Origin of the sequence: Shewanella mangrovisoli (assembly GCF_019457635.1) — a bacterium.
GTDB lineage: Bacteria > Pseudomonadota > Gammaproteobacteria > Enterobacterales > Shewanellaceae > Shewanella > Shewanella mangrovisoli.
In genome coordinates this window covers 772,237-789,828 of the sequence record NZ_CP080412.1, presented here as the reverse complement: position 1 = coordinate 789,828, position 17,592 = coordinate 772,237, and the positions used below count along the sequence as shown (strand labels likewise).

The 17,592-nt window shown below is 49.1% G+C and carries 14 protein-coding genes; 5 read left to right on the top strand and 9 right to left on the bottom strand.

The window, feature by feature from the left end:
- Nucleotides 1-65: 65 nt before the first annotated feature.
- Both K0H60_RS03500 and K0H60_RS03495 read right to left on the bottom strand, forming a co-directional pair.
- Nucleotides 66-686 (bottom strand): response regulator transcription factor, encoded by a 621-nt coding sequence (locus K0H60_RS03500; protein WP_220057292.1) that lies wholly within the window; start codon nucleotides 684-686, stop codon nucleotides 66-68.
- Nucleotides 683-2,575 carry a sensor histidine kinase gene (locus tag K0H60_RS03495; protein ID WP_258405788.1) on the bottom strand — a complete coding sequence of 631 codons (1,893 nt, stop codon included), beginning with the start codon at nucleotides 2,573-2,575 and terminating at the stop codon, nucleotides 683-685. The genes K0H60_RS03500 and K0H60_RS03495 overlap by 4 nt, the downstream gene beginning before the upstream one ends.
- Before the next feature lie 325 nt (nucleotides 2,576-2,900).
- Between K0H60_RS03495 and dsrO the strand changes: the two genes are divergently transcribed.
- The 4 genes from dsrO (at nucleotide 2,901) to K0H60_RS20620 (ending at nucleotide 9,457) form a co-directional block, all read left to right on the top strand.
- Complete coding sequence (dsrO, locus tag K0H60_RS03490; protein WP_220057290.1) at nucleotides 2,901-3,656, top strand: sulfate reduction electron transfer complex DsrMKJOP subunit DsrO; 756 nt, start codon at nucleotides 2,901-2,903, stop codon at nucleotides 3,654-3,656.
- Entirely contained in the window at nucleotides 3,646-4,746 is a 1,101-nt protein-coding gene (gene nrfD, locus K0H60_RS03485; RefSeq protein WP_220057289.1) for an NrfD/PsrC family molybdoenzyme membrane anchor subunit, read from the top strand. The genes dsrO and nrfD overlap by 11 nt, the downstream gene beginning before the upstream one ends.
- 50 nt (nucleotides 4,747-4,796) lie before the next feature.
- Entirely contained in the window at nucleotides 4,797-7,904 is a 3,108-nt protein-coding gene (locus K0H60_RS03480; RefSeq protein ID WP_220057288.1) for a tetrathionate reductase subunit A, read from the top strand.
- Between the two features lie 254 nt (nucleotides 7,905-8,158).
- Entirely contained in the window at nucleotides 8,159-9,457 is a 1,299-nt protein-coding gene (locus K0H60_RS20620; protein ID WP_220054641.1) for a methyl-accepting chemotaxis protein, read from the top strand.
- Between the two features lie 315 nt (nucleotides 9,458-9,772).
- Here the strand turns inward: K0H60_RS20620 and K0H60_RS03470 are convergent, their stop codons facing one another.
- Nucleotides 9,773-10,474 (bottom strand): DUF3581 domain-containing protein, encoded by a 702-nt coding sequence (locus tag K0H60_RS03470; RefSeq protein WP_220057287.1) that lies wholly within the window; start codon nucleotides 10,472-10,474, stop codon nucleotides 9,773-9,775.
- A 259-nt stretch (nucleotides 10,475-10,733) separates the two neighbouring features.
- Here K0H60_RS03470 and K0H60_RS03465 point away from each other — a divergent pair, with 259 nt between their 5' ends.
- On the top strand, nucleotides 10,734-12,917 hold the full coding sequence (locus tag K0H60_RS03465) for a TonB-dependent receptor family protein (RefSeq protein ID WP_220057286.1): 2,184 nt from the start codon (nucleotides 10,734-10,736) through the stop codon (nucleotides 12,915-12,917).
- A 68-nt stretch (nucleotides 12,918-12,985) separates the two neighbouring features.
- Here K0H60_RS03465 and K0H60_RS03460 read toward each other — a convergent pair whose 3' ends face one another.
- The 6 genes from K0H60_RS03460 to K0H60_RS03435 form a co-directional block, all read right to left on the bottom strand.
- Entirely contained in the window at nucleotides 12,986-13,216 is a 231-nt protein-coding gene (locus K0H60_RS03460) for a hypothetical protein (protein WP_011621428.1), read from the bottom strand.
- Nucleotides 13,217-13,336: 120 nt separating this feature from the next.
- Nucleotides 13,337-13,747 (bottom strand): DUF2391 family protein, encoded by a 411-nt coding sequence (locus K0H60_RS03455; RefSeq protein WP_220058106.1) that lies wholly within the window; start codon nucleotides 13,745-13,747, stop codon nucleotides 13,337-13,339.
- A gap of 1,032 nt (nucleotides 13,748-14,779) precedes the next feature.
- On the bottom strand, nucleotides 14,780-15,403 hold the full coding sequence (locus K0H60_RS03450; protein ID WP_220057285.1) for a hypothetical protein: 624 nt from the start codon (nucleotides 15,401-15,403) through the stop codon (nucleotides 14,780-14,782).
- A gap of 128 nt (nucleotides 15,404-15,531) precedes the next feature.
- On the bottom strand, nucleotides 15,532-15,924 hold the full coding sequence (locus K0H60_RS03445) for a hypothetical protein (RefSeq protein ID WP_220057284.1): 393 nt from the start codon (nucleotides 15,922-15,924) through the stop codon (nucleotides 15,532-15,534).
- Nucleotides 15,925-16,028: 104 nt separating this feature from the next.
- On the bottom strand, nucleotides 16,029-16,535 hold the full coding sequence (locus K0H60_RS03440) for a hypothetical protein (RefSeq protein ID WP_258405787.1): 507 nt from the start codon (nucleotides 16,533-16,535) through the stop codon (nucleotides 16,029-16,031).
- 519 nt (nucleotides 16,536-17,054) lie between these two features.
- On the bottom strand, nucleotides 17,055-17,492 hold the full coding sequence (locus K0H60_RS03435) for a hypothetical protein (RefSeq protein WP_220057283.1): 438 nt from the start codon (nucleotides 17,490-17,492) through the stop codon (nucleotides 17,055-17,057).
- Nucleotides 17,493-17,592 lie beyond the last annotated feature (100 nt).

The following is a 17,592-nucleotide window of genomic DNA, read 5'->3' as shown; positions in this document are numbered from 1 at the left end:
TTAAATCTTTGGTTGCAAAGGCTTGGTTGTAAAGGCTTGGCGGCAAGCTGAGGCTTCTCGCGCCATTAATCAGAGTCCAAGACCTTTAAATGTTCGGCGATGCGGCCATAGATTAAGATCATCTCGGCGAGCGAGCCAACCTGCATGCCCCGCATGAGATTGGAACGGTGAATTTCGACCGTGCGCATAGCGATGCACAGCGTATCGGCAATCTCCTGATTTTTATAACCTTTGGCGATGAGGTTAAGGATTTCCCGCTCACGCGGCGTAAGCGCCAGATAGGTTTTTACATATTGATTATCTTGATAATGCGCCTTGGCATGTTCTAGCGCTTTAACGACCGCGTCGGCGAGCTTAGCGCCATCGGCGGGCTTTTGGAAAAAATCCACCGCCCCGAGTTTTAGCGCCTCCACTGCCATGGGCACATCGCCGTGTCCAGTAAGATAAATCACCGCCAGCGGACTATTGTATTGCACTAATTGCGCATGTAATTGCGGCCCACTGAGGCCCGGCATACGCACATCGACTAAGGCGCAGCCCGGTTCACTCAAGTCGATGGCGGCAAAAAATGCCTCGGCACTATCAAAATCGTGGATATTCAGGCTATAGCTTTCGAGCATAAACCGCAGCGAGCGGCGCACCGACTCATCGTCATCGATTAAATACACGGGCAATTGTTGGCTCATGCTGGTGCTCCCTCAAGCTTACGGGGTAAGGAAACCTGTGCTTGGCAGCCGCCACCTAGGGCAGTTTCGAGGCTAAAGCGGCCACCATGACTCTCGGCAATATCACGGCAGATCACCAGTCCCAGCCCTAACCCCTCAGACTTAGTCGAATAAAAGGCCTGCATCAGCAGATTGGCATCCTCGGTCAGCCCAGTACCATTGTCTGTGACCGTGAGCAGTATCTTACGGTCCTGATACCTAAGGTCGATATCGATAGTGGGCAGATAGTTTTTTGCCGCATCGACCTCGCTCTGCTGACGCAGCACACAGGCATCGGCGGCATTTTTCAATAGGTTGAGCAGTAGCTGCTGCATGCCGACTTCGTCCAAGGGCAAAGGATAGGCTTCGCCGCTAATATTGGTGGAAAGCAGGATCTGATGCTGCTCCAGCTCATAGGCGAGCAGCGGCGCAGTGTCGTTCACAAGCTGGTGCAAATATAAGGGTTGTTTGGAGACCGACCGTTTTTTCAATAAATTACGCAAACGGCTGATAATGCTGTCGGCGCGACTGACCTCTTGCTGAATCAAATTCAGCACAGCTTGTAATTCTTCAGGACTCGTCCCACGCTGCAAACGCACCTCGGCGCCATGGCAGTAATGGCCAATCGCCGCCAGCGGTTGATTGAGTTCATGGGATAGACTCGCCCCTAACTCCCCGGCAATCGCGATGCGCTGGGCATGCTCCAACAGGGCGCGGTTTTCACTGAGTTGTCGCTGGGTGTTTATCAACTCGCGGCCACGGCGGCTAAAGCGATATTCGAGCCAGAAATGGTACACGTTGAGCAGCACTAAAATCGCCAACGCTAGCCAAGCCCAATGCTGATGCAGCTTCACCCATTGCCATGCTCGCTGCCACCACGGAGTTTGTAGGGGATGCATATCGAGATCTTTAAGCAGTTGATCAATCGCGAGTTGGCTCACGGCCGTGGTCCAACCCGCAGATTCGGCGGCTCTCGCGGCGGGACTGTCCTCGGGTAAGGCCAGTAGTGCTTGAGTCACCTGCTTGGCTAAGGTTTGTGTCGCACGATTGGTCTTAGCCATCGACCAGTTGGGATAGAGTCGACTCGACACTTGGCAATGGAACCCAACGGGCGCCTGATTATCGAGTACCCGATAATCCTTTATGTTGATCAAGCCTTCAGCCTGCATTTGCTCAAGCTGGCAGACGGGCACAATCGCCGCATCTAGGCCTAGAGCTTTGACGCTTAGTGCTTTACCGCTTGGTGCATCTGTACCACTAAGCTCATTTGTCCCCCCCAGATGAGCTGTAGCGCCGAGCTGATAAACCAGGTTATCGAGCGGAAAGCCTAAGGGAACAATTTCCCCAGCCAAATCAGGTAAATCTATGCCCTTTAGCTGCGCCTCGTAGACCATAGTGAGATAACCACCGAAGGCATTTTTGGAGACAATACCAAGGCGCTTGCCCTTGAGATCCTGCAAGGTTTGATAGGGTGAGTCGGCCCTGACCACCAGCGCCGAGCCCACCTGCATGGCCGCGCCATTGTTGATTGGGCTTCGTAGGGTGGCGAGCCAAGACAGGGAATACTGCCGCGCTAACATCACCGACTGCCCGGGGTTAGTGATTACAAAATCGAGGCCCTCGGTTTCGACCCCTTTGGCTAGCTCTTCGAGGCTTAAGGGATGCAACCTAAAGTAACTATTGGGAATCTGTGACTCAAGCCAGCCCATCAGCGGTTGCCAACGATTGATGGTGCCCTTATAGCCTCGAATGGCCAATACGCCCACATCGACTACTTGATAGTTAGCACCAGCTTCATCCATCAGCTCTCCCGCGGGCGCAACCGTTAATGCACCTAGCTCAGTAGCTTGAGCAGCCGAAACTTCAGCCATGACTGAGAGACTCAGCAGGCTAAATAAGACGATGACGAATGTGAATCCCGTTCGCCAACTCTTGATTGATACGATAGTTGATACGACAACACTCAACACTGTGCCCATACTCCTTAGCCCTAGGATGAGATCCATTTTGTTGCTAAATCATAAACCCTAATTTTTGAGAGGTCATTCTAACTGATATTTGTTGCGCTAGATCAAGTCCCTATCGGATATGTGGAAAACCACTATAGAGATGCCACCCCGCCTTTTACAGAATGCGCCTAACGCTAAACCTTAAGTCTTTCGACCCGTTTTATCTGTAAGAGTGAAGGAAATTCCTATGGACAAGAGTAAACGTCAGTTTCTCGGAAAAATGGCCAGTGTGAGTGTCGGCGCCGCACTCATTCCCGTCGTGCAAGTGCAAGCCCAACTGGCTCAAACTGCAGCTACGGGCAAACGCTACGGCATGGTGATTGACCTGCGCCGCTGCGTCGGCTGTCAGGCCTGCACCGTGGCGTGCACCTTCGAAAACCTGCCGCCCTTGGGGCAATTTCGTACCACAGTGCAGCAATATGAAGTGTCGCAACAGGATGCAGCCACGCCACCCGCATTTTTGATGTTGCCAAGACTGTGTAATCACTGCGAAAACCCGCCTTGCATCCCGATTTGCCCCACGGGTGCGACCTTCCAACGCCCAGATGGCATTGTGGTCGTCAACAACGAATGGTGCGTCGGCTGCGGATACTGTGTGCAGGCTTGCCCCTACGATGCGCGCTTTATCAACCATGACACCAACACCGCCGATAAATGCACCTTCTGCGCCCACAGGCTCGAAGCAGGACTCTTACCCGCCTGTGTCGAAACCTGTGTCGGCGAAGCGAGGGTGATTGGCGATCTGAACGATCCTCACAGCCACATCAGCCAACTACTCAAAGCGAATCAAGCGGATATCAAGGTACTCAAGCCCGATGCCAATACGGCACCTAGAGTGTTTTACATCGGCATGAACAGCGCCTTTGAACATAGGATCAGCGGCCAAGCCCCCGTTCGCACCCTACTGACAGACACTGGCGAGGAGATCCACCATGATCATTAAAGAAATCTTTACCCCAGATATCGCCATCACTTGGCTACCTTGGGCAGTGCAATACTTCTTTTTAATGGGTTTGGCCTACGCCAGTGTGTGGGTGGCGACCATTCATTTATTTAGTGCAAAACAAACCGACGCCAGATTGCTCAAGCTCTGCGCCTGCTTGATGCTCACCGCAGGTATAGTCGCGCCGATTGCACTGCTTGCAGACCTTCACCAACCGCTGCGGGCATGGCATTTCTATGCCCAAATCAGACCGCATTCGTGGATGTGGTACGGCGCCTTTTTACTGCCGATATTTTCTGGCACGAGTCTAGTGTTTGCTTGGTTATTACTGCGGCCTTACCTACCTCAGGCGCAGTCTTCTCTTACAAGTTCGGCTGAAGACGCGGATTGGTTAAACCGTATCGGCCAATGGCTTAGATTCGGTAATTGGAGCAGCGACAAGTTGTTAAAACCCATTGCGCTCATCGCTACATTGAGTGCGTGTTCCATTGCGCTTTATACCGGAATGGAGACCATGGCGATCAAAGCGCGGCCGCTCTGGCATACCTATTGGTTACCGCCATTGATGGCGACCAGTGCCCTGCTCGCCGCCTGCGGCACACTCGCCCTACTCAATCGCATTTTGCACGGTTATCAAGCAAGTACCCAAGACAGGTTGCTGCAATGGGTCAGGGCAAGCTTTGGTCTCTTCGCCCTGTGTCTTATCGGCTGGGCCTTATTCGATAACAGCTCGGCGCACGAAGCGGCGCTGTTATTAGACACCAGCCCAAGCTGGCAACTGGCCGCCATTTGGGTATTGGTTACCCTCGCCCTTCTGGCCTTGGTATTAGCAGTGCGCCGCCTCCCCTCGGTATTGATGTTAGTCGTCAGTTTAACGGCGGTGCATCTGGCATGGGGATTTCGCTGGATTGTACTTATCCAAGCGCAAACCGACCCTAAATACGGCGCGGGCACTTATTTCTATCAACTGCCATGGGGGCCAGAGGGACTATTAGGTATCGCGGGCACCTTCGGCCTGTGGCTCGCACTGATGGTGTTAGTGTCTGAATTTATTCGCTATCAACCCAGCTCAACTAAGTTGGCCTCTTGAGACACAGCATCGTCCATATCAAGAGAAGTTACCGCATTAAGGAGTCCGTAATGGATAAGAGTAAACGTCGTTTTATCAAAGGCGCTGCTGTGACGGGTGGCGTGGGATTATTTGCCGCAGGTTACAGCCATACCTTAGCGCAAATGGGCAAAGGTGTGGTGAATTGCAGTTCGGGAAAAAACACCCAAAATCCCATCCATGGCAATTCACTAGCCCCTGAATATAAAGTAGATTTAACCTCAGGCCAGCTGATTGGCAACGATGACCAACGGATCGCCAATACCATGTGTCTCGGCTGCTGGACCAAGTGCGGCGTGCGCGCCCGTATCGACAATAAGACAGATAAAATCCTCCGCATCAGCGGCAATCCCTATCATCCGCTCTCGGCGCGGGAACATATTGACTTCGATACCCCGATCAAAACCGCCTTAGTCGGCTTAAGTGCCTATAAAGAGCAGGGCTTACAGGGGCGCTCAACCGCCTGCGCCCGTGGCAATGCCATGTTAGAACAATTAGATAGTCCCTATCGCGTCACCCAATGCCTTAAACGGGTCGGGCCGCGTGGCAGTGGGCAATGGCAAAGCATCAGTTTCGAGCAACTGCTGAGCGAGGTCGTCGATGGCGGTGACTTATTTGGCGAGGGGCATGTCGAAGGCTTAAGGGCAATTCGCGATATCAGCACGCCACTCGATGCCAATAATCCTGAATATGGCCCCAAGGCCAACCAATTATTGGTGTCGAACGCCTCGGATGAAGGCCGAGATGTCATTATTAAACGTTTTACCTTCAATAGCTTCGGCACGCGAAATTTTGCCAACCACGGCGCCTATTGCGGCTTTACTTATCGCGCAGGGGCGGGTGCCCTGCTCGACGATTTAAAGAAATACGCTCACCTTAAACCCGATTGGGACAATAGCGAGTTTCTGCTGTTTATCGGTACCTCGCCACAGCAGTCGGGCAACCCTTTTAAACGCCAAGCGCGGCAATTGGCCAACGCTCGGGTCGACGGGCGGGAATTCAGTTATGTGGTGGTGTCGCCCATGCTGCCCAACGCCTCGAACCAACCCTGTGCAGGTAACAATACTTGGCTGCCGATCCGCCCTGCAACCGACTCCGCCCTCGCCATGGGCATGCTGCGCTGGATTATCGATAACCAGCGCTACGCCAGTGCGTTTTTAACCGCACCCAATGCCGAAGCGGCGAAAGCGGCGGGTTATCGCGGGTTTAGTAATGCCAGCTTCTTAATCATCAGCACGCCAAATCACCCCAGATACGGCCAATACTTGTATGCCAGCGATCTCGGTCTCCCCTTCGAAGGCAAAGCCTATGGCGAGCAAGACTCTCCACTGGTTGTCGATGCCGCTACTGGGCAAATCCTACCGGCAGGACAATGCGCCAAGGCACAACTTGCGGTTGAGCAAAGCGTGAATACGCCAAAGGGCGAGCTGAGCGTGAAATCCAGTTTTCAGCTGCTTAGTGAAGCCGCGCGCAGCGTCGAGATGGCCGACTACGCCAAGGAGTGTGATATCAGCGAGGCGCAAATTGCCGCACTCGCCCACAAGTTTACTAGCCATGGCACTAAGGCGGCGGTGATTTCCCACGGCGGCACTATGAGTGCTAACGGTTTTTACAGCGCATGGGCGATCATGATGCTCAACGCTATGATAGGTAACCTAAATCTTAAGGGCGGCGCGATAGCTAAGGGCGGCACTTTCCCCGTCTTTGGTGCGGGCCCAAGGTACAATTTGCAGGACTTTGACGGCATGGTCGAACCTAAGGGCGTATTCCTTTCCCGCTCTAAGTTCCCCTACGAAAAAACCTCTGAGTACCGCCGAAAAGTCGAGGCGGGAGAATCACCCTATCCGTCAAAGGAGCCTTGGTTCCCCATCTCATCGCCCTTACTGGGCGAACATTTAACCGCGGCGGTGCATGGTTATCCTTATCGACTCAAGGCGTGGATCAACCATATGGGTAACCCGATTTATGGTCAAGCGGGCCTCGGCGAAGCCATTGGTGAACAATTAAAAGATCCCAAAGTCTTACCGCTATTTATCAGCATCGACAGCTTTATCAATGAGACCTCGGCGCTGTCGGACTACATAGTCCCCGACACCTTAACCTATGAATCTTGGGGCTGGAGCGCCGCGTGGCACGGCACGCTCACTAAAGAGGCTACGGGGCGCTGGCCGATTGTCGAACCTAGGGTCGCCAAAACCGCCGACGGCGATGTGATTTGTATGGAATCTTTCCTTAGCCAAGTGGCGATAAAACTCAATCTGCCCGGCTTCGGTGACAATGCGGTCAAGGCCGCCGATGGCAGTCTGCATCCTCTGAGTCGTGCGGCGGACTTCTCGCTCTACGGCGCGGCAAACGTGGCCTACCTAGGTAAACCCGTTGCCGATATCAATGCCGAGGATATGTACTTCAGTGGGGTTGGGCGCATTCAAGCGGAACTGAATGCCAGACTCAAACCCGAAGAAGTCAAAAAAGTCAGTTACTTATTTGCCCGTGGCGGCCGCTTTGAGAATATCAGCGCGGGTCGCGACGAGGCGGGCAACCCTAGCAAGGTTTGGCCAAAACCCTTAATGCTGTGGAACCCAGAGGTGGGCAGTCGGCGCAACAGTTTAAGTGGTGAATATATGAGTGGCTGTCCACGACGTTATCACCCAGCGCTCGCCGACGGCACGCCCTTGGAGCAAGCATTCGATAAGTCACAGTGGCCGCTGCTGATCAGCAGTTATAAGTCGCATACCATGAGTTCGATGAGCATAGGTTCGGATCGTTTACGCCAAGTGCACCCCAATAATCCGGTGCGCATCAATGAGCAAACTGCCAAGCGCTTTGGCATTAAAACCGGTGATACGGTTAAGATCAGCACACCTAATGGCAGCGTGGTGGCTTTAGTGGAATGTGTGGCGGGCGTGCATCCCGACTGCATTGCCATCGAGCACGGCTATGGCCATAAGGAGTTAGGCGCACGGGACATAGTTATCGATGACAAAATAATCGCCGCCAATCAGCTGATCCGCGTCGGAATCAATATGAACGACTTGAATCTGTTCGATCCAAGCCGCCATGGTCGCTATCCGCTGGTGGACTGGGCCAGCGGCGCATCGGCGCGGCAAGGACTGCCCGCCAAGATAGAGAAAATCGCTTAACCTAGGCTCGCCATCCAAGGCGCTTGCAGCGGCGCCTTGGATAAATAACCCGCCTTTGAAGCGCGACACATGTCGCTCTTTTTTATCCTCAGCGTGATCTTATTTTGACGATAATTGGTATCTATCTCACAGCATTAAGTTTCGTTGAAAAGCCACTTACGCGTAAAATCATGGCTATATTTACACTATGCCTAAATCAGCAGCTTAGGCACTCAACGCCGTTTTTGAGTTAACCCACTCATCAGGAGTATTCAGTGTTTAATTCTTCACTACGTAAAGACCTAGCAGAAAGCGAAATAAAGCGCAGGGAAGCCGAAGCCGTTGTCGATTCAATCAAGGCGAGTATCGCAACGATTGAGTTTACTCCCGATGGCATCATCCTCGACGCGAATCCGCTGTTTTTAAAGGCTGTAGGCTACTCACTGGACGAAATTGTCGGTAAACACCACAAATTATTTTGTGCCGCAGACTATGTAAACTCCTCTGAGTATCAACAGTTTTGGCGCGAGTTAAAGCAAGGACAGGCGAAGGAAGGCAAATTCCCCCGCGTGCATAAGAATGGCCAAGAGATCTGGCTTAGGGCGACCTATTTCCCCATCAAGCTGGATGGCAAAATCACTAAGATCATGAAAACCGCAGCGGTGATCACTGAGGATAAATACCAACTGGATGCTCAGGCGGCACTGTTTACCGCCCTGCAAAAATCCCAGGCGATTATCGAGTTCAGCCCCGAGGGTAATGTCCTCAATGCCAATGCCAACTTCCTCAGAACCATGGGGTATAGCAAGGAGCAACTGCAGGGCAAGCATCACCGTCTGTTCTGCTTCGATAACTTCTATCAGGATAATCCGCATTTTTGGGATGACCTACGACGCGGGCAATACAAGAAAGGCCTATTCCAACGTAAAAATGCCTACGGGGATTCGATTTGGCTTGAGGCCGTCTACAACCCCGTGATGGATGATCACGGCAAAGTGGTGAAGGTGATCAAGTTTGCCAGTGACATTACCCAAAGGATCATCAAGAGTCATGCGATTCGGGATGCGGCCAATATCGCCCATGCCACCTCGCAGAGCACGGTGGAACAGGCTAACCGCGGCGTGCAATTGCTCGACGCGACGGTAAACACCTCTAATGCTATTGCGGCGCAGACCCACAAAACCACTGAGTCTATGGTGAAGCTCAACGAGCAATCCCAAAGTATTCAAGCGATTGTGGCAACCATCAGTGCGATTGCCGATCAAACCAATCTACTGGCCCTCAATGCCGCCATCGAAGCCGCCCGCGCGGGCGAACAAGGTCGAGGCTTTGCCGTGGTGGCCGATGAGGTACGCCAATTAGCGGCGAGAACCAGTAAATCGACTGGCGAAATTGCTGCCGTGGTTGATAAGAACAGCCAACTGACGGCCAGTGCCACCAGCATGATGAACGAGGTTGAGCGCATCGCCGAGGAAGGCAAACAGCAATTAGCGGAAGTCACCGCCGTGATGGGTGATATTCGCACCGGCGCAGAGAATGTCGCCGAGACAGTCTCGCAACTGTCTATTGATTAACCTATTTTGGCTAAGCGTTAATGGATAAGCGAGAGGCTTAACCTATGGCTAAACAGAAAGGCAGAGTTGATATGTGAAGTGGGAAAACGGCTGGAGAGCGAGGTTAGCAAGTTAAGTTAAATAACCTAGCTAAACCCTTGGGATAACAGGCTTTAAAGCTGTTGTTATCCCATGTGGTTTGAATTGAGTCACATCCCGTTATCGGCGCCTTAGTTTTCCCTTGGCGCCATACTTACCGAATCACTCAGGTCTGACTCAAAATAGTTCTGACTCGAAATAAGCCTTACTCGAGATAGGTCTGACTCAAAATACCGCTTAAAAATCAGTTTTGCGCCCTTCATAGGCGGCGCACATTTGCTGCATTTGCGCCTCTTCGTAGGGGCGCAGGCCGCTCATGACTAAGGTTTTAATCCCAGTGCCGACTAAGGTATCGCCGCTATGCAGCTCGAAGTGCAGTGTCACATCACCACGCTTGCCATCAATCTTAAGCTCTTGTTGTACTAGCGATAATTTTACTTCCACAAAGTCGAGACTGGTTAAGTCGAATGACATGCTCTCGTAGATCACTAAGGGGCGCTCGGGATTGATCATCACTTGATGCTGTTTCATCAAAGGCACCAAGATATCGATAAAATTGTGCCCCGAAAACGCCACATAATTGCGAATAAAGGATTCGGTTTGCGCGTCACAGCGACTCACATCGCCCTCACGACTGACCTGCAAATAGGTTTTCTCGCGGTTATCGCAAATCGAAAAACTGTCGTTCACCTGCTCGGGAAATTGCAGCTCGACGCCATCACCGACCATGCCAGCAAAGGTAAACTTCATGTTCTGGCTTAAACCGTATTGGGTTAAGACGAGGGCAAACAGCAAGTCACCGGGCACACAAAAGCGCTTAGCACCCACATCGTGAATAGGGTTAAAGTCTTGGGCGATTTTCTTGGCGAAGTCACTGGCTTGTTGTGCAGATACAGAAATTGATTGATTTTGCTTAGAAAAATACGGCGATAGGAACATATAAACTCGATCTTAACTGGCTCAATATTGGGCGAATAACAAAGGTGCAACGAGTCTACCTCAGTTTCGGCATTTCACTCACCCGATGACTTATCCTCTTAAGGTAACGAACAAAGTAACATCTGACTCACATTTGTAAAGATAAAGAATTTTAAGTTGGTTTTAAGTTAATAAAACTAAGCTCCGCGGCCGCAAACGAGAACAATTCCTGTTTGCAAAAAAAATAAAGACAAACACCATGTCCGATTCGGAGAGCCCAATGACCCAACTTAGCCCAATGCGCCTTAGCTTATTGGCCTGCGCATTAACTACCGCCTTCAATGCACAAGCCAATTCGCCTACCCAAGCCCCCGCAAAAATAGAACAGATCAGTATTTTCGGCAGTAAAAATCCCCTCGATACCACGCCTGGTAGCGCCCATCAAATTACCGAAGCCGAATTAGAAACCTTTAAATATTCCGATATTATGCGCACCTTGGCCTCTGTGCCCGGTGTTTATATTCAAGAAGAAGATGGTTATGGTCTGCGCCCAAATATTGGTATGCGTGGCACTGGGCAAAATCGTTCTGAAAAGATTACCGTGATGGAAGATGGTGTTCTCGCCGCTCCCGCCCCCTATGCCTCCCCTGCGGCTTACTACTTCCCCACTTCAGGCAGAATGCAATCGGTTGAAATACTTAAGGGAAGCTCAACGGTAAAATATGGCCCCCGCACCACAGGTGGCGTGATTAACATGCTGTCTCGGCAAATTCCTCAAGAGGCATTAGCCGGCAAAATTGATCTTGCCTTAGGCCAAGATGGCTTCGGTAAATTACACACCTATGCGGGTGGACAAGGCGAGCGGATTGGCGCAGTGGCCGAGATTTATCGCTATCAAGCCGACGGATTTAGGGAGATAAACACGGTCGGCGGCGACACTGGCTTTACTAAAAATGATGCCTTAGCCAAGGTCAGAGTTAACACCGACAGCACGGCTGCATACCAGCAATCCCTTGAACTTAAATTGAAATTTGCTGATGAGACCTCTAACGAAACCTATATGGGTCTGACCGATGCGGATTATCAGGCCTCACCCTATCGTCGCTATTCTGCCTCGCAAAAAGATCAGATGACCACAGAGCATAAGCAAGTACAGCTCAACCATATTATCGATTTTAGCGACACGCTAAGCCTTAGCAGCATTGGCTATTACAATGATTTTCATCGAAATTGGTATAAAGCCGACAAGGTTGGTGGTGAATCATTAAGTGGCAAAGGGATCCAAAATGCTGCCGACTTTGACGCGGGTCTGCTCTCTGAGCTTGAGGTCAATGTCAAAGCCAATAATCGCAGTTACCTCGCCCAAGGCATACAAACGGAACTCAATTGGTTACTCGGGGATCACGACCTCGCCTTTGGTCTTCGCTACCATGTAGATGAAATGGACAGATACCAATGGGCCGACAGTTATGCAATGGATGCCAACAGTGTCATGTTACGCACTAAGAGTGGTGTCCCGGGCACCGACTCTAACCGTGTCGATAGCGCCACGGCATTTGCGGCCTATATGCAGGATAAAATCAGCCTAGACGCGCTCACCATTACCGCCGGCCTGCGTTGGGAAGATGTCGAAACCCAACGCCGCGATTGGGGTAAGAAGAACCCGGGCCGCGAGGGGAATCCCGATAAACAGGTTGAAAGCCAGTTCAATGCGCTACTGCCTTCGTTATCAGCAACTTACCAGATTAATGAGCAAGTATTACTTCTGGCTGGGGTACAGAAAGGCTTCTCGCCCGCCGCGCCCGGCAATGCTAAGGGGCAAGAAGAACAGAGCTGGAACTATGAGGCTGGCATTCGCTACCATCAAGATGCATTTAATGCTGAGTTAATCGGTTTCTATAGCGATTACAGTAACATGCACGGTAACTGCACGGCGGCGCAGGGTTGTGATGACACTAAACTCGACAACCAGTACAACGCAGGCGAAGTGGAAGTCAAAGGCCTCGAACTCAGCCTCGCCCACGAGTTTAACCGCTCAGGAGCGATGAGTTTTCCAGTCAAACTCGCCTACACCTACACGGATGCCGAGTTTGGCAATAGTTTCGAATCTGAGTTTGAAACTTGGGATAAAGTTGAAGCGGGTTACAAGTTAACCTATCTACCTGAAAACCAATTGTATATTTCAGCAGGCGTGCAATCGCAAAACTGGCAAATCACAGTGGCGGCGCGTTATACCGATGAGATGCGAACAAAAGCAGGAGCAGGCGCCATTCCCGCAGATGAAGTGATTGAGGCTAAAACCTTAGTGGACTTATCGGCGCGTTACTTTGTCACTCACAGTCAGGAAGTGTACTTAACCGTAGACAACCTCTTAGATGAAACCTATATGACGACGCGAGTACACGGCTCTATTTTTGCCGGAAAGCCTCAAACGGTCACACTCGGTTACAGCTATAAATTTTAATCTCTCGTAAAACGAACAAGGGCAAACACAGTTTGCCCTTGTAAATCATCTATCAACAACCACAGCGACTAAACTCGCTTAAATTCGCGCTTTAACTGAAAACTCTCGTCAGTCACCAGTTGTTCTAACACCTCAACCCGCTCGCGCAGTTTATCAAGCTCAATGCGTAACAGTTGGTTTTCGGCCTGCAGCTTATTACTGACCGAATTGCCGCGCTCGCGGATCTTCATAATTGCGACTGTATATCCGCCGACGATGGCAAAAATAGGGATAAGTAATGCAAGCGTTGCTGCGTTCATAACGGGTCCTTTTCGAATTTGTCTCTTAATCCAGTATGTGCAACATAACCTAAATGCACCAGTGACAAAAGTCATGAGTTGCCACCCAAGCAGTTGAGCGATTCTTTACGAAGTCCCGCGCTACTCCTTATCGAAACTATCCACCACAATCGCCCCCATAGAGGCTGGCATGGTAATCACGATAATCCGTTTAATGGAGGTCAGAGGGTCGTCAATAAAGGGCAATTTATCGAGGCAAAGGAGCACCAAACTCACCACACAGGCGCTAATCAGATAGGCCATAACAATCCGAAAAATAAATACTGGCAGACGGTAACGAATATTCTGTTGGAACACACTCTGGTAAGTAAATACCCCGAGGAACAGTAACGACAAGCTAAACAACATCAACAGATTCAGCAGCGGCAAGGTCTCCCCGAGTTGCCACGCCTCCTCCGAAAACCCAATAGGCACGGCGAGCGCAAAGGCGCCGACACACACTTGAATCGCATCTTCAGTGTTAAAACGGTAGGTATCAAAGTTAAAGCTCATCGCGCCTCCAGGTGATTTCACGGCAAATCATCATCGCACATCGAATAAGCAAATCTAACCCCGTAAAAATTTACCGATTGATGCAACTTCAATTGCGTTTTTAATGCGCAGGCTAACACCTTAAAGGTCGCGATAGCATGGCAGCCAAAAGCTGCCTTGAGGTGGACTGTGGTCTCGCTAATCGCCATGGTTCTCCTGTTTAGCATCGATGTCGCCTGTTTGTTTTGAAGGAAGATGAGTAACTCGTTTGGGGACGAAAGCGATTAATCTTTTTATCTATTTATGGAGTTTATTGTCATTGTTTCCCCAGTGACTCGCCGTGAATATATCCCTATAGGCTCGACGGCGACATCCATGTCGCCAACGGTCACTGGTGCCCCAATGCCAATTTTTACTCCCCATTTTCGATACGTACGTAAAAGAAAAGGGACATTTTCGAGTTAAAACCTTAACTCTAACGAGTCTGTTTTAGATAAAAATATCTATGGAGATAACGCCCACCACAAACGCGAGCAACTTGTTGCGAGTCGAGCTGCAAAGCGGCGTTTGATGGCGTTTGTTATGCATTTTTCAATAGCCTTTCTGCCAGCGCTTTGGGTAAACACCTTTAAAAGAGATATTTATAAACTCGTCTTTACTAATGAGTCCATTTTGGTACTTAATTCCGTAGTAAATGAAAGCTGATAAAACACAAAATATGTACACACAGAGAATAAGCGTTAAGAGGCAGCTTGCGAACATAAAAACAACTATCGTTTGATCATACTGCCGGATAGGGACATCAGTGGCTATACCAAAGAACGATGAAATATATTGGAAAAGGTAAAACGCTAATACTCCACCAAGTATGCAACCGAAACCGCCAACTCTCGCTGATTCAGCGTAGAAATGAGGTTGTAAGTTTAACTGACTTTTAATTGCCCGAATCACTATGTGATTACCCCAAAATGCATAACGTTTAAGCTAAGGGGCTGGCTTTAGCCAGTCCCAGTGAGCGAAGCGAACGATTTGAGCGCATAGTTAGACGTCATGCTACTCAAGGTAGTTACAGACTGGGCACCGCCACTTTCCGAGGCTGAAACCTTTTGGCAGCTTACTAAGGTATATTGCCTTTGCTTTTGTTGTGCAGTTTGGACATGTAGGTTTGGTTGGGTCAATGGTAACGCCTGCAATGAAATTTGAGTTTCCAGACTTGCAGTGTTCCTTCCATTTTGTAAGTGCACCATCGAAAGATGTATTCATGCACCAAGTTGGGGATTTTAGATCGACGCTGTGGAGGAATGCATTCATGACGCCTCGATCAAACACGCCTCTTGATACTGTTGTATGGTGAACAACTAGCAGTGGTAGCCCTTTCGAATATGCCAAAGCAGCTTCTATATGATTCCATTCGGTGCCCAAAGTTAATTCATTCTCAAGCGAGGATTCTTTGATGCTTCCTCCTGTAATTTGTATTTGAGGATAACCAAGAACGATTGCACCTTGGCATTCGTCCATAATCGCAATTACTTCATCAAGAGGTGCTTTACTTGGGTAGTCACTTGAGCCTAGCGTTCTAGGTGTTATTCCCATATGCGCTAGAGATTTCAAGAACGTGTCTAGGCCTGCCTCAAAATCAGAGGAAACCCAAGTAGGTCTGCTTACGAATATGTGCACGGTTTCCTCCATGACATCTAACGCCGCAATTAGCGGCAAATTTGGAGTGGATTGTTTTGTGCTAGCGTAGCGTTAAAGCGCAAAACGAGCCACGGAAAATTTGTCCAGCACCAGCTTGCTGGTGCGAGCTAAATTGCCTTGTTAGAGCTGCACTCCATACTTGTTTCGTAGGACGATGAGTTATAGCCGCAATGCTGCTCCATTAATTGTAAAAACTCTTTCATTTTTATAAGTGAAACGTTGGCCTCTTCACAGCTGGGGGCAGCATGCATTTGCATAAAGTACAGCTCCATTTTGTTTCCATTTTTTGGCATTACCGAGAACAAATACTTACCGCTTTCATTGCTAGATATTGATAGTTGGTTTTCGTTACTAGGCTCAGCCTTAAGATTGATAGAGGCAATATTGTCATATACACAATCCCAACTCCCTTCATACGCTGGCTTTACCGGTAGGCGCAAACCGTGGAGCGTATCGCACCCAGAAATTAACATTAGCGTGAAAAGTAGTACGTATTTCATAGGTGCTCTAACGCCCGGTTAACCGCGCAAATGTTTGATGGCTGCTTTTTTGCGGCCCTTTGCAAAAAAGGTGACAGCAAATATTTGTCCGGTTGAGCCGTTTGTTATGTGATTTCATACCGCTTTAACGACCTAAACTCTTTAACATTAGACGGCCATAAAATAACCTTATAAAAATCGTCAGCTGGCTCCCATTCAACAGTTATTGAATCGAGCCCCTTAGCCAGAGATAACACAGCATAATTACCTTTAGGCAGTTCGATACGCTTTGCATCAGGCAAATAATCTGTACAACCAAAAACAGCACACTTACCCGAAGGAAAGCTTACAAAGCCCAAAGATGCATGATCCCATAATTGCAAATCCACTTTTGGCTCATTATCGACTATCTCAAGTTCGAATTTAACATCGACATTCCGATAAGTACCGACAGCAACCGTATTCTTTGCTATTGCTAGTTTTATATCTAGCGCATCATCCGTCCATATTTCCGACGTATCATCGTCAGCTTCATCATCCATGAGATAAAGCTGAAAATAGTCTGCAAAAATATCAAATTGATGAATGGTCATAATTTCCTTTTGCTCACATAACATTTGATTAGTGTGCATGCGCGTTTACCTCGTTGGACCAGTGAAAACGCGCACGGTTAACTATCTGTATGCAAAGAATTTATCAGCTTTCTGCCAAATACACCATCTGGAAAAACGCGCATGCGCGTTTTCCAAACCTATTAACTAAAATTCAGTTACTATATTCACCTGATTTTATAGAGCTTTAATTATTGCGGATAGAATTAGTGCGCACTGATTTTATCTGAAAATCACACCAAAACACCTAAATTTAAATACGACTGTATGCCCATACATTGTTAGCCGATTTCTGGTAAGGCCAAACATAGGCAAATAGATAAGAATATGTATGGCAGCAGGAGAGGGAATTTTAGATTGAGCTAACGAACCGAAACACGGAATGGGGCAAAAACGCGTTAGTTTTTACTCTAAGTCGTTGGCTTTAGCTTTAGACTTTTATGGATAACATCCACACTTAGGGGTAAGTACATGGGCCGTATTCGCCCAGCGGCCCCATATTTTGTCCCTGCGTTCGAAGGGAGCGATTAGATCAGATTGTTAGCTTTTCGCGGGTCCCAAATAATCAAACAAGCGGTTCCTTTGCTCTTTATTTAACGCGTAGTAACTAAACTCTATATGTTCGCCGTTAGCCTCTAATAGTTGTATTTGCTTTGGATACTGCGAAGTAACTTTATAGCCACAATATGAAGCTCTATTTATCTGCTGGACTTCACCATAGGTCGAAACAAGCATTTTCTGGTCGTCTATTGTGATTGAAAATGAATCAATTTTTGATTTACCAGTGTTGAAGAGGAGTAACCATACGGGAATGAGAATATTCACAGCTAGAAAAACAATAAACATCAGTAAAAAAGTATATTGGTCACTTTTTGAACCAACTATGGTGAGTAATCCTAATTGTGGGAGGAGTAGTGACAACGCAGTCTTATAAAGTCTGTCGAGAATGCTCTGCAAATTTGTTTGTTTTAAATCCATTTACACATACCAGAAGCTAACGTCTTATTCGTGCATTTGCGCGTTTATCCCGTGAGAACACAGGAAACGCGCACGGTTAACTATTTTTTGAAAATAAGCG